Genomic DNA, 13,544 nt, shown 5'->3' on the forward strand with positions numbered 1-13,544 from the left:
GTTTTAGTTATCTGGTGGAAGTTGGTCACCTTACCAGGGAGTGAAAGCAAGCATATATTGCCCTTTTAAATGACTGCGTTCTTTTATGAAAAAACGGCACCGTCAGCACCTGCATCCTCGGGAGGAAGCTTTAATGCGCTTCCCTCTTCTTCGCTGGCCAGTGCTTTGCGGAACTCGCTCCCGATCCACGGCTCGTTGGGGTGAATAAAGTTTTGCAAAAGACTACTCTGTTAATTGAAAGATTGACGGCTGCTCAGGGGAGTTAGTATAGTTCTGGTTAATTGGGCATGGTTTATGTAGTGTGTCTGGTGAACTGTGCTTATCCTGTGAGGAGGGACTATGGGATTTTTGTCTGGGCTGTTTCCGTCTCAAGCTGAAAAAAATTTCAAAAAGGGCTATAGCAAAGAATTCCACGAAGGCAACTGCATTCAAGCCGCACATTATTACCAGTATGCTTCATACCAGCAGCATCCCGAGGCCACCTATAGACTCGCTTTGCTTTACATGAATGGCGCAGGAGTTACTCAGAATTACAAAATGGCGCTTGCTTTAGCTAAGGATGCAATAAAATTGGGTTACTTGGGAGCAAATAGGATAATTTCTGAACTGGAGAAACAAGTAAGGTAACTGCAATTGTTGTCAAACGCAAGAGGTGCTAAATGGGTTTTTTGAAAAATATGACCATAAAATCCACCGCTAAGAGTTTGATAAATGGTGTGTATCAAGAGCTAATTAAAGCAAATATTGGTCTGTCTTACTGTTATGAAGATTACACTTTGCCCATATTTCTAGAAAGAAGGTATAAAAGAATTTTTGGCGAAGAACCTGAAGAACAAGAGGTAAATGAAAATTTTAAACGCAGAGCATTTTACTTGCTTTGTAAGATGGTTATGGTGAAAACATTTGAAGAATTATCTTTTAACAACACAGTTGGGTCTATTCAGGACCAAAAGCTTGTTATCGAAACGGTAGCAAGTCATTGGCCGTTATTTCGGACAGTAAAAGCAGATCTTATCAAATTAGAATCACGCTTATAGTATACAACTGATTGTATCGGGCGTCAGGAGGCTGCATGCCGGGCAATGAAGAAAATAAAAATCTTCTTGAAGCAGAAATAAAAAAACAGTTCACCGAAAACAATTCTGATATAGCTGTTTTTTTATAATTGTGTATCATTGGCCATCCCTAATATAGATAACCTTAACAGTCTTGCAATTACAACTGTAGATTGGAAGAAATTGACTGAATGGGCGGCAGCACGCGGGTGGAAAGTTTCATCACCCCCTGAACCTTACCATTCAATAATTTTTTCCGTTTTGTAACTATACATCCTGGAATGGACTAAGATGTTTCTTAATATTTGTCCTTATCTACTCGCTACTAGGCTGCAGTGGTTGCAGTGCAAATCAATGTTTCGGCAGTGATATTTTAAGGGAGAGTTTATGGGCTTGCTGAGCAAGTTGTTTGGTGGTAGTAACCCACCAGAAGTAACTATACAAACCATATCTGATTTTATTTTCGACTTAGCGCATTGATCCATTTCAGAAGAGAATCTAAAAGATGACAAAGTAGAATCGAGAATTCTCGATGCAAATATTATTAATTTTGAAATGAGAATTTTGTTTTTGTTTATTCATGTGATGGGTCGTCATCTGCATGAACTCCCTGTCCATTGTAGGAAACAAGTTTGGTCTGAAGTGTCAAACATTACCATAGCTAATAAAGTAAAAGCCTATGAAAAACTAATCGAAAAAAAATACAATACTACGATTGATACTGAAGCAATGTTTGAAAGATCAATTGAAGAATTCAATAAGGTTGGCGTAAATTATAGAAATTGTGCAAGGATAGCAGATGGCCCATATTTAATGGCTCCTGGATCCGTTGTAGGTGAGCTGATTGAAGCCATAAGAAAGTGGATAAGTCTTAGTCCCGCGAATACAATACCTCTTGCTGTCAGACTGACGACACAGTGTATGGAGTTATCCAAAACGATCACAGCTTTATTCACTGAAACTAAATAGCATCAAGCACTATGGGGGGAGGAGTCACAATTAAAGGCCCAGCAGTTCACAGGGATGAATGGGATAAGTAGTCGGAATCGACTAGCAGGACGGTGGATATCGATGTCTTACCGCAGTCGGGAGTTAAAACGGGTACAAAAAAATCTAGATGATTGATGGGGAGCGAGGACGAACAAGGGGATCGTCCAGGATCTTCCTGTGCTCGGGTGGACAAGGCGGGGCTAGTCCTAACGATGCTGACGGAAATCGCCCAGTCCTGGGAGGTCGAGCCAAGTGTCTACATGGGGTGAGCCTGGTGGATTGGCCGGGCACAGCTGGGTAGTGGGGTAAACCTTCGTCTGGGATGGGGTTAGGTGCCTCCTCGTGTGCCCCGGCTGCGAGACGACGGGGTAGGGAGCTGTGGTGTCGAGGAGAGCGGTCCGGAGGCAGGCGAAACTCTCTAATAGGTGCAAGGAGAATTCTTCGCGGACCGGAAGAGGACCGGAACTGAAACGAAAAAGGCCCTTGGATTTCTCCAAGGGCCTTTTCAATTAATGGTCGGAATGAGAGGATTCGAACCTCCGACCCCCTGCTCCCGAAGCAGGTGCGCTACCAGGCTGCGCTACATTCCGGCTTTGAAACTCTGACGGGTCAATCAGGAGGAGAGATATAACAGTATTGGACGCAACTTGTCAAGCACTAAGAATAGCTGGGACCTAAAATTCCATCTTCCGCTATCTATGTCCCGGGCAATTGTACCTGGCGAATGAAGATACCCCTATTTAATTTTCACCCGGTAATCGAGTCTGAAACTGCCGCCAGACCGGATGTTGCCGGCCATGGGAATGCGCCAGTTGGTGATGTTACCGTCGTAGCCTGCAGGCGCACCGCCTGCACCGGATGCCGGAACATAGCTCCAGCTGGCGCCCTTATCGTTCGAATACTGCGGGGTGCCGAGAGCGAGACCGGAGGCGGGGGCACTGTCGGTGAAGGAGAATGGTGCGCCTCCACCGAGGAAGAAGGAGGAGTAGGGGCCCATGTCGTCGGTGAGCACGATGTTGCTTCCGGGCCCCCCGCCGGTATTGACCAGTTCCACGGTATAGACCACGTCCTGACCGGGATCAGCGCTGCTGCGGCTGGCGGATTTTAGGATCGAGATGAGCGGCATGGCACCCACGGTTACGCTCGCACTGGCACTGGTGCCGGTCAGGCTGGCGGGGCCAGTGGCCAGGGGGAACGCGGTGGTGTTGGTCAGGGTTCCGTAAGCGGAACTGGTTACGTTGAGGCTGACCTGGCAGCTTGACCCCGGGGCAATGGAGGCTGCCGTGAAGCGGACGGCGCTGTCGCCGGCGGCGGAGGCTGCACCGGAGGTTTGGGTCACGTTGCCGCAGCCGGCCGGGGAGAAATTGAAGCTCGTATTGCGCAGCACCATCCCGGCTGGGAAGCTGTCGATGACGCTGACTCCGGTCAGGGGCGCGACGTTGGCAGCGGGATTGGCGAGGATCAGCGAAAGGTTTACCGGTGCGCCCACAGCAACGGTGGCAGCGCCGAATGACTTGGCCGCTGTAGGAGGGGTGAAGACGTTCAGGGTTGCGGTGGCGCTGCTGGTGTCCAGCCCGCCGCCCTGGGCGCTGAACCTGGTGGCGTCGTTAAGATAGGAAGCTGCTGCGTCGCCCCTGACGGTGGCGCTGAAGCTGCAGCCGGCGCTCCCCGACGTGATGGTGCCGGAGGCGAGCGAAACACTCGATGCGGTGTACGAGGTGGTGCCGATGCAGCCGGTGCCGGAGACGGGACCGACACCCGTGACGGTAAGTCCGCCAGGGAAGGTGTCGGTGAAGGCAAGTCCCGACTGGGCGGGCTTCGTGATCGGTTCGTTGACGATGCTGAAGTTCAAGGTGCTGCTGCCGCCGACGGCTATGTTGCCGATGCCGTAACTCTTGCTGAGGGTCGGGCGCGGCAGATTGGTAAAGGTGCAGGTCAGCTCGTCTCCTGCGGCAGGCGCGAGTGTGTAGCTTGATGCCCGCAGCGCGTTGGGAAGGAGTGCGCCCGTCGTAGCTCCGGGACCCGCATAGGCGTTGCTGCAGGTGAGGTTTCCAGCGTACTTCGTGGCCGGCGTGCTCCCGGCGCTCATGATGTCGGTAAGAGTCAGGGGCTGGTTAGGGGCGCAGTTAAAGACCGTACTGGCCGAACTTTGAGTACCGGAAGTGGTGGCGGAGGCGGTGCCGAATATGGTGCCGCTTGCGCTAACCGTGAACTGGTCCCCGGCATTAATCCTCACCGGCAGGTTTTTCACCAAGGTCACCCGTGGCCGCTTGGTGTTGGTGATGGTGCAGGCCGCGGCGGAGTTACTGGTATTGAGCGTGGCGCTCATGCTGCGCTGCGCCGGAGCGGTGCTGAGGGCGGGGGAACCGGTCACGGGGAGGCAACTGATAGCTGCGGTCGGGTCCCAGTCTCCCCCGGCGGCTGTTTCGGTGATGGTCAGGGTCTGGTCGGCGGCCACGGCGTTTATGAACACCCGGGCAGTTTCGTTGTCCCTGAGGGTAAAACTGACACTGTTTCCTGCCACGGCGATGGAGGCCGGGGTGTAGGTGCCACCCGTGGCGGAGGTTGCGGTCAGGGTGGCGCCGGTGAGTACAACGACCTTGGAGCCGGCGGGCCCCGTAGCCGTGAAGGTGAATGGCTGGGTATTCCCGTCAGGGAGCGTCTGCTTGGTCACGTCGACGAAGGCGCCGGTTAGGACGCTGACATTTCCAGCGACGGTGGCAATGCCGGCGTTGCACTTGGAGGGGGAGCCGTTACTGACATCGCCCGGACCGGAACAGACGTTCCCGGGGTTTTGCCAGTAGGTGACGACGTAGGGTATCTTGAGGGCGCCGGTGCTGTCGCCGCTGCAGAGGACCTTTATTTCGTCGACGGTGGTGGTGAAGTTCGCCCCGCCCTTGAAGTCGCCGCAGCCATCACCGTCCAAGTTGAGCCATGGACTGGGACTGGTAGGAAAGGTGGCGACGGAGCAAATGTTGCCTGGCGTGGTGTCACGCGGGTCATTCCCCTGCTGCCCAACGAAGAAGCCGACGTCGTAACGGTCGGTGTTGGTGCCAGAGAGGCCGAGTTCAACCTTGAAACGGAAGTCACTCCCCATGATGCAAAAGGGGGCGGTGCCGGCTTGAGCGGTAAACACCGGCGCTATGGTGAATTCACCCGCCGTACAGTTAAGACCGCCGGTGCGGTACCCTACACAGGTTTGGTCCTGCCAGGCGTTGGTGGTGAGCGCCGGCGAAGGGGACGGAACGGCGAGCAGGGCAAGAAGTGCTGCCGTCGCCATCCCGAGCCCATGCCGGTGCGCTTTCTTCACGATCGATGATGTCCTGAGGTTGCCCTTCTGCATCTGCTTCTCCTGAGGCCGTCGCTGAAACCTTACCCGCAGGCCTTCGGCTCATTGTGTCATTACTGCGCTATTCGCCGCGGTTCAGGGCGGCCAATCCTTCCTTGACGGAGTTCTGATCGAATTTGAAACGGAACTGGACGAACGGCCCCTGCGCAGTGTAGTTGGCCGCCGAGAAGTCGCGGTCGCGGAAGCCGAGCAGGTTGTAGCCCAGACTGAGCCAGGCATTTTGCATCACGTTGCAGCCGATCGAGGCCCCGAGGCTGTAGTTCACCTGGTGCGCCTGCCAGCTGTGCAGGAGCGATCCGCGCAGCCCGATGTCCCAGGTATCGCTCAGGTCGTGACGCCCCTCCGCGCCGATCAAATCGGTCACGCCGCTGAAATCCTGGTCGTCAAGCTGCTCCAGCACGTATTTGACGCCGTACTGCAGGGAGAGCTGGTTGCGCTTGTCCGGGCGGAAGTTGGCGTTCAGGTTATTGACGATTCTTCTCCCCTGGGTGGAAGTGTCATTCCCCTTTTCATCCTTCAGTACCAGGTCGAGCCGGTCCAGGACGATCCATTTCGTGACCGGCGGACGGTAGGCGAGCCCTAGCCTCAGGTCGGCATCCGTGCTACGGGCGCCGTCGGTCGAGCGGGTGTGCAGCACCTGCAGTTTGCCGGTCCAGCCCCAGTACAGTCCCTGCTCGTTGGTGAGCCCGGTGATCAGGCCCCACTTGTCCTGGGTTTCGCCGTCGCGGTACTCCACCCGGTTGGACCACAGGAGCTTCTTCTCCTGGTAGGTGGTGCCGAGTGAAACTGCGCTGTAGTCCTCGCCTTCCGAGGCGCTCGGAACTTTGGTGTCGAACTGGTAACCGGTGCTTTTGCGGATGGTCTGGCTGCGGTCGAAGCCGCCGTCGACGGACCAGAAGCTGTTTACCTGCCATTTCTGGGCGAGGCCGACGTTGGCGAAGGTCCTCTCGTCGTTCTCTTTCCGGTCGTTGGCCATGGAGGTCGAGAAGGTGCCGCCGCTCCAAGGGGTGGCCTTCATGCCGATCCTGGTGGTGTTGCTGTCTGCATCATCGGCCTGGGTAAACTCCTGCTGGGCGAAGAGGAGCAACGACGGGATCACCTGGAAGTCGGCCCCGAGTATGGTCCTCGTGGGATAGTCCGCGTTCTGGTTCTTGCTGAACAGCGCCTGTTCGTGGTCGGCCCGCAGCGTCAGGCGCTGGTCCAATGTCTTCCAACTGCCGCCTACCGTGCCCAGGATGGACGTGGCATCTCTGCCATCGGCGAGACTGTCGTTGGCGTAGCGCAGCCCTGCCTTGCCGGTGAACGTCTTGTCGGTGTAGCCCACTTGGGCTTCGGCGAAGTCCCGCACGTTGTTGTCGATCAGGTTGTACTGACGGTAAACCTGGCTCCCCAGCGACACCTGGTCGTTGACGCGGTAGGTCCCTTCGGCGCCGAACTTGCGCGTACCTGCCTCGCTCCCTTTCTGCTGCCCGAGACCGAAGTTTTCACCCTGTTCGCGGAAGTACGCTTTTCCTTCCAGCTTCTGGTCCAGGTGGGTGATCTCGGCCAGGTACGCGTTGCCGGAAGCCTTGTCGCCAGGCATGTTGCGTTGCGTCGTGGCGATCTCCGCCCGTGCCTTGGTCCCGGGGGCGAGGGTTGCTGTGGCGTCGGCGCCGTACAGGTTGCTGTCGCCGCTCACGTGGCCCTCGTGGATGTAGCTGCCGCCCATCTTCAGCTTTCCGTCCAGCAGCTTGACGCCGGCCCGGCCGCCATAGGTCAGCGCCTCGCCGCCGGCGTCGGTGACCTCGTAATCCACAACGATGTAGATCGGGTTGAGCTGGTCGTCCTTGCTGAACACCGGGCTCTTGAAGAAGATGGTGCCCGCCTCGTAGTCGATGCTGTAGTCGATGAAGCGGCTCAAAGCGCGACTGTCCAATACCCTCTCGCTATGGAAGCGGTCGCGCGACTCGATGGTGATGTTCTCTGAGTTGGCAACCAGCCCCCTGCGGCTCAGGCGGTAGAGCCCCGAGGTGCCGTCGCCGCGCAGTTCGTCCTTCACGAAGGACTGCCCGGTTTCGCTACCGAAGGCCGTGGCCTCGTAATCCTTAGAGCGGAATTCGGTCTTGACGCCGTTGAGCCTGCGGCTGTAACGGGACAGCTCGGTGACCGAAAGGCCGGTATCGAAATCGCCCAGCATGGCGCTGAACTGGTCCCGCTCCACCTTGAGGAAGATTTTTCTCTGGCTGGAGGCATCGTAGGCCTGGGCCGTGGCGTCGCCGTAGAGGGTGTAGAAGGCGTTAGGGTCGATGTTCTGGAACAGCGAGTTACCGGAAACGCCGGTGCTCTTCTTGGCGCTGTCGTAGGACATGGTGAGCAGCCATTCCCCCTTGACGCTCCCCTTGGCGTAGAAGGCCAGGCGTTCGTCATCGTAGATATGCTCCTGCGTCCCGGCGTCCTTCAGGTTCTGCATGTGGCCGGTGACGGTGTTGTAGCCGACGGTCCCTTCCGCGAGGCCAACGAGGATCCAGTCGCGCATCTTCGGTTTGACGTAGGTCTCAACGTCCAGGGTCGCCTTGTTGTAGGCGATCTGGGCCCGGTAGACACCGCTCGCGGTGACCGGCTGGAACTTCATCCACCCCTGGGCGTCAACGGCGATGAGACCGCTGCCGGCGCTGACCGCGAGGGTGCCTGGTTCGAGGTAGGGGCGCAGTTCGCCGCCCTTGAGCGCCAGCTCCGCGTTGGCCGGCACCGGTTTGCCGTCCTGGTCCAAGAGCTCTATGCGCACGAGCACCGGCGTGCGGCCGTCGGCGACGTTGCCCTCGGCGCTCACCAGTCTGATGGCGGCAATCTCACCGGTCCTGGTCAACTTGGCGTTTTGCTGGTAGCGGGCCACGCCGAAGCCATCCATCCCCTTCAACTGGAGCAGATGTTCCCCCTTGCTGCCGAAGTCGATGCCGATGAAGGTGTACAGGCTCTTTTCGCTCTCCTTGTCCTTCATCTTGAAGCCGATCTTTTCAGACGGGATCACCTGGCCGTCAAGGACGAGCACCGGCGTAAGCGCCGAATTCAGCACGACCTGAACCGCGTTGACCTGCGAGGCCAGCACGGTGCCGTCCGCCGGGGAGAGGATGCCTTCCTTTTCCTTGACGTGGAGGTCGGCGTTGGGATCGGCAACCTGGGTCTTGCCCTTGGCGGTCTTCTCCTCGAAGTCGCTGCTGCTGACGGCGTCCCCGGCCGGCTTTGCCTGGACTTGGGAGGAAGCCGGCAGCGGCGTCACGTCGGGCCGCTCGATCTCGTCCATGCTGTCAGATAGTTCGGCCGTTGCGCTGAAGGTCTTGAGGGGAACACCTTTGCTATCGCAGAGCTGCACCGTGACGTTGCAGTTCGAGTCTTCCTCCTTGACCTCAGGGTCCAGCAGAGATTGCAGGCGCAGGTCGAGCTTGCCGTCCTTAGGGAGCTTCTCGAAGCGGTAGACGAGGTCTGCGTCGGTTACCACGGGATCGGCCGTGTCGGTGCCGCCGAGGCGGGAAGTGCCGTTCATGTAGAGCAGGCTCTTTGGTAGTGCCAGCTTCACGGTGACGTATCTCCCCTCGCCCTCAGGGAGATGGGAGGGGGTAAGGGCCTGTCCGCTGACCAACTTTATGCGATGGTGCACCACGCCATCGTTGAGCGCAGAGTACAGCTCCACGCGCTCCTGCGCGGGTTTTGCGGCCTGCGCGCCGGCTGGGGCGGGCGCCACTGGAACCGTCGCCGCCGGGGCCGTTACTGCTGCCGGAGCCGTCACAGTCGTCGGAGTCGTCGGAGTCGTCGGAGTCGTCGGAGTCGTCGGAGTCGTCGGAGTCGTCGGAGTCGGTGCCGCTGTTACTGCCGGAGCGACGGGCACGCTGACCTGCTGCTTCTTGACGCCGCTTCTGTCCTTGATCATGGCCACTCGCGTGGACTGCACGTTCCGGGACAGTGACACCTTGACTTCCACGCGACGGTTCAGGGCGCGGCCGGCGTCGCTCCTGTTGCTGGCCATCGGCTCCCGCTCTCCACGGCCGTTCAGGTACAGGGCCTCGGGGGGCAGGTGCAGGGCCGCAGTCAGGAAGCGTCCGACGTTTTTGGCGCGGGCGAAGGAAAGGGCGTTGTTGTCCTGGTAGACGTTCCGGCTGCGCGGCGCGATGCGAACATTGTCGGTATGTCCCGTCACCTCGATGCGCTCCAGGTTGAACCGGCTCAGCAATTGTGCCAGCGCGGCCAGGTCTTTCTTGTCTTGGTCGCCCAACTCGGCGCCGAAGGTAGGGAAATGCGGCCGCAGCACCATTGGCGGCAGCGACACCCTGCTCTGCTCAGTCACCAGTGACAGGATGTTGTCCACCTCGGGAGCAACAACTCCTTTTGCGGCGGAGGTGTCGAAGCTGAGGCTGGCCTTCGTTTGCAGCGCTCCCCCTTGGGTCGCGCCGTCCAGGCCTGTCTTGAAGCGCAGCTCTCGCACCCAGGCAGGGCCTGCGGCTCCGAGGCGGTAGCTGAGCCGGTCACCGCTGATCTCGGGGTCGGCGTACGGCGCATTGTCAACGTTGCTGCTCCCTTTGCGGTAGTTCACCCCTTTGGGCAGGGTCACGGTCAGGAGGAGGTTATCAAGCGGGATCCCTGCCGTCTGCATCGGGATTCGGTACTCGATGACGTCACCGTTTTGGCTGCTGATCATCTCGAGGCTCACCTCGCCCTGGTAGCGCGGGTCCGTCGCCTGCGGCGCAGCCGGTGCAGCCCCAGCCGAAGCTGCGGCTGCACCTGGCTGGTGAACGGAGGCGTCCGCGCCTGCGGCGCCGGCCGCAGGGGCCGCCTCGGCCGAGCCGGTCGAGCCGGATGTAGTGGACGCAGTGACCGAAACCGGATTTGCGGAGGTGCCTGCCGGTGTGGATGCGTCGGGTACCGTCTCACGTGGGCCGGTCGCCTGCTCGCCTACCCTGCCCAGGTAGAAGTCGGTACGCCACATGGTCCCCCCCTGCAGCTCCGCAAACTGCGAGTAGGCGCGACCGGCAAAGCGGCTGTTCTTCTCGCACTGCTGCACCTGGTAGCCGTCCGGGACCGAGTCGATGTCAAGCTGGACCACGTGCGTTCCTGATGCGACTCCCTCGAAATGGAACATGCCGCGCTTGTCGCTCACGACGAAGGTGCCGTCCTCGAGGTAGATGCCGATCCCCTCCATTCCCTTCTTGTTGTCCTCGGGATTCTCGCCGCACGCCCCCACGAAGACGCGTCCCATGATGATGTTGCGGCTCTGCAGGAACGGCTCCTGCACCGTCACCGCCGCGGTGGCCGGTACTGAGCTGACCGGGGGGGTGGTGCTGGCCGCGGCCGTATTGACGGCGGTGCCGGGCTTGGCCCCCGCTCCGACCACGACCACGTAACGGATCAGGGTCGAGCTTTTGGGCGCCAGGGTGCCGGCGTTGAAGGTGAGGGTAGTGCCGTCGGCCGATATGGCCGGGTCTGCAACGGGCGCACCGTTCAGCCGCGCCGAACCCTTCTGATAGCGGAACCCGGCCGGGAGCTGGTCCGTCACCACGATGTTGAAGACGGTGCCCACCGCATCGGAGTTCTGCAGGGTGACGTCGTAGCTCAGGTAGTCACCTGCGGAAACCACGCTCTTGGACGCGCTCTTTCTCAGCCAGAGAGTGCCGATCTTCGGGTCGATCGGAATGTCGACGCGGATGGCGGGGCCGGCCGATACCACGAACACCTCGCCGCGCGACCCGGGCTCCAGGATGTTGAAGGGGGCGCCGGGCAGGGACTGCAGCCGCGCCGTGGTCACGGTGGAGGGCGCGGTGTAGGTGTCGGGCGACGTTATTTTCAACCGGTAGTTACCCGGGGTGACATACGGGAAGCGGTATCCCCCCGGGCTGAATGCGTAGATCCTCCCCTCGCTGTCCTTGGCCACGCCGCCGGTTACCACCTTGCTCGGATAGGTGTTGGCGGGCAGGCCGTTATCGCCCAGCACCGTGGCGCCCAACCCGGTGTCGGCGTCGATCAGCTCGACCGTCACGCCGTCGACCGGTTTTCCGGTGACCGAGTCGAAAACGATACCGAAGGGGTCGACGACGGCGGCCGCGGCGCTGCTGTCGCTGCCATCAACCTTGTCGACGTACCGTACCTTGATCTCCGAAGATTCGGAGACGCTCAGTACGCCGTTTTTAGCGGCGCTGGGTTCAGAGGTCGTCTGGATGTATCCCACGAAAACACCGGTGTCAGGGCCAGTCTCCGTGAGCTGAAGCACCTCGGTGTCACCGGTGCTGGGGTCGGTGATGGTCACCTGCACCGTTTCGGCCGCCTCGCGGTCCAGGTTCTGGTCCGGATCGGTGACCCGCACGAACAGCGGCTCGCCGGCGTGGTAGGTGTTGGAAGAGGTAAGCTGCACCGGCTTGGACAGGTCGATGGTGCCCTGGCTGCCGGTGGCAACGGGGGCCGACAGCGGCTCCAGCGTGCCGTTGCCATCATAGAAGGAGGTGGCGGGGACGGTCACGCTGCTGGCGCCGGCGACGGCGGGAGCATATTTCAGGAACTCTGCCGTCGATGTGGTGCGGACCACCACGGTGACGGTGACCTGGCTGGTCAGGGTTGGCAGTTCCCGGCAGCTGAACGTGGCCCGGTTCAGGATCAGGTCCCCGTTTGCCGCAGCCATTGCTGTCTGCCCGGACAGCAGCAGACTGAGGGTAAGGAAAAGGGAGGTGAACAGGGATACGACGCGGCAGTGCACCGGACGCAACTCCGCGGCAGCCCGCGGCACAGGCGTGCCGCGGCCCCGCCGGTCGCCGCGGGCGCCGGCAAGCTCCCCGGCCCGGAGGCCGGAGAGGCTGCTTAGGATGTTGTAGATCCGGTTCTTCATCACGCTGCCGTGTTTCTCCCTACTTGATCTTCACCTGGTAGGCGATGGTTACACCCTTGCCGATCGGGATGGTGCCGGGGGTGGTGGCGTTGGCGTTGACACCGACGTTGACCACGAGGTTCGGAGAGTTCCCCGCCACGTAGCTTGCCTGGTTGGCGCCGACAGCCCCGGCCGCGATGGTCGAGGTGACGCCGTTGGTGTCGATGTAGAAGACCGGCCTGGAGCCGGTGTAGGCAGGGATCGGATCGGTGACGTAGCTGGTCGGCACGTAGTCCGAAACCGCGCACGCGGTGAGGTCGAAGGCGCTGGCGCCACTGTTCGATGCCTCGACGACGTACTCGATGGTGTCGCCCGGCTTGCCGGTCACCCCTCCCGTGTAATAGGGGAGGGAGCCCGCGCCGGTGTTGCCCTCGACGGAGGTGTTGTAGTGGGCTGTCCCGGTTCCCGCCACCGGGACGGTCACGTTCCTGGAGTACTTCTGGAAGGTGATAGTGGGCGGGGTGGACGTCCACTTGTTGGCCGGTGCGGTGGTGGCGGTGCCGGCCGGGAAGTTCGGCGCGGTAACGTCGACCTTGACCGTGGTGGTGAGATCCATGCCGAGGGTGGTGATGGTGCCCGGCTTGGCGGTCAGGTTCACCTGCTGGCGCTCGCCGACCTGGACACCGGCGCCGAGAATGTCGCCGGCCTGGATCGCCTCGGAGTTGGCCCAGTAAATGGTGAAGGTGTTGGTGCTCGCGCTGTACTGGGTCGAGGTGACCTTGGGGGTGTAGGTGTGGCTGTTCACCGTGAAGACGATGATGTCGTTCACCGCGATGCCGTTCACCTCCGAGTCGGCGCTAACACCGCCGCCGATGGGCGCCGGTACCACGATCGAGGTGGTGCTGCCGGTGCCGGCGGTGATGGTGGCGCCAAGCACGACGCTGGTGCCGCCGGTCACGCTGGCGCCGGTGCTGTTGCTGGCAGCGGTCACCGACGGGGTCACCGTGTAGGTGGCCGGGCCGTTGGCGGATGAGGTTATGGTGACGGTATCGGCGATGCCGGGGGTATCCGGTCCCTGGTAAGCGGCGTCGCCCCTGGTGATGGTCACGTTGGGGAGCGCCGGCACCAAGTCAACCTTGACCGTGACCGAGCTTTCGGCGGTGAGGCCGCCGTTGTAGGAAAGCACGGCGCGGTTCACGATGGCGGTATTGGCGGCCGTGCTGGCAAAGGAAACCTGGGCGCACAACACCGCCGGAGCCGCCAGCGCAAGCGCTAGCAGCGATTTTGTTGCAGTTCTCAACACATCTACCTCCTAGGTCGGCTCTCC

Annotated in this window: 6 protein-coding genes and 1 tRNA gene; 3 read left to right on the top strand and 4 right to left on the bottom strand. The window is 60.0% G+C overall.

From position 1 onward, the window contains the following. Positions 1-339 precede the first annotated feature (339 nt). The 3 genes from K7R21_RS16000 (at position 340) to K7R21_RS16010 (ending at position 2,024) form a co-directional block, all read left to right on the top strand. On the top strand, positions 340-627 hold the full coding sequence (locus tag K7R21_RS16000; RefSeq protein ID WP_224984276.1) for an SEL1-like repeat protein: 288 nt from the start codon (positions 340-342) through the stop codon (positions 625-627). A 32-nt stretch (positions 628-659) separates the two neighbouring features. Next, entirely contained in the window at positions 660-1,037 is a 378-nt protein-coding gene (locus tag K7R21_RS16005) for a hypothetical protein (protein WP_224984277.1), read from the top strand. Between the two features lie 588 nt (positions 1,038-1,625). Continuing rightward, positions 1,626-2,024 carry a hypothetical protein gene (locus K7R21_RS16010; protein ID WP_224984278.1) on the top strand — a complete coding sequence of 133 codons (399 nt, stop codon included), beginning with the start codon at positions 1,626-1,628 and terminating at the stop codon, positions 2,022-2,024. Positions 2,025-2,558: 534 nt separating this feature from the next. Here the strand turns inward: K7R21_RS16010 and K7R21_RS16015 are convergent. From K7R21_RS16015 to K7R21_RS16030, 4 genes are all read right to left on the bottom strand, one after another. Continuing rightward, positions 2,559-2,635: transfer RNA gene (locus K7R21_RS16015), tRNA-Pro, on the bottom strand. A gap of 146 nt (positions 2,636-2,781) precedes the next feature. Beyond that, positions 2,782-5,388, bottom strand: coding sequence for a DUF7933 domain-containing protein (locus tag K7R21_RS16020; protein ID WP_224984279.1), 2,607 nt, complete (start codon positions 5,386-5,388; stop codon positions 2,782-2,784). A gap of 67 nt (positions 5,389-5,455) precedes the next feature. After that, complete coding sequence (locus K7R21_RS16025; RefSeq protein WP_224984280.1) at positions 5,456-12,238, bottom strand: OmpA family protein; 6,783 nt, start codon at positions 12,236-12,238, stop codon at positions 5,456-5,458. A gap of 19 nt (positions 12,239-12,257) precedes the next feature. Continuing rightward, positions 12,258-13,517, bottom strand: coding sequence for a hypothetical protein (locus K7R21_RS16030; RefSeq protein ID WP_224984281.1), 1,260 nt, complete (start codon positions 13,515-13,517; stop codon positions 12,258-12,260). Positions 13,518-13,544: the final 27 nt, after the last annotated feature.

Source organism: Geomonas agri (assembly GCF_020179605.1).
GTDB lineage: Bacteria > Desulfobacterota > Desulfuromonadia > Geobacterales > Geobacteraceae > Geomonas > Geomonas agri.

Coding starts and splice junctions, on each gene's coding strand:
- K7R21_RS16000 (WP_224984276.1), top strand. CDS start 340: ATGGGATTTTTGTCTGGGCTGTTTCCGTCTCAAGCTGAAAAAAATTTC.
- K7R21_RS16005 (WP_224984277.1), top strand. CDS start 660: ATGGGTTTTTTGAAAAATATGACCATAAAATCCACCGCTAAGAGTTTG.
- K7R21_RS16020 (WP_224984279.1), bottom strand. CDS start 5,388: ATGCAGAAGGGCAACCTCAGGACATCATCGATCGTGAAGAAAGCGCAC.
- K7R21_RS16025 (WP_224984280.1), bottom strand. CDS start 12,238: ATGAAGAACCGGATCTACAACATCCTAAGCAGCCTCTCCGGCCTCCGG.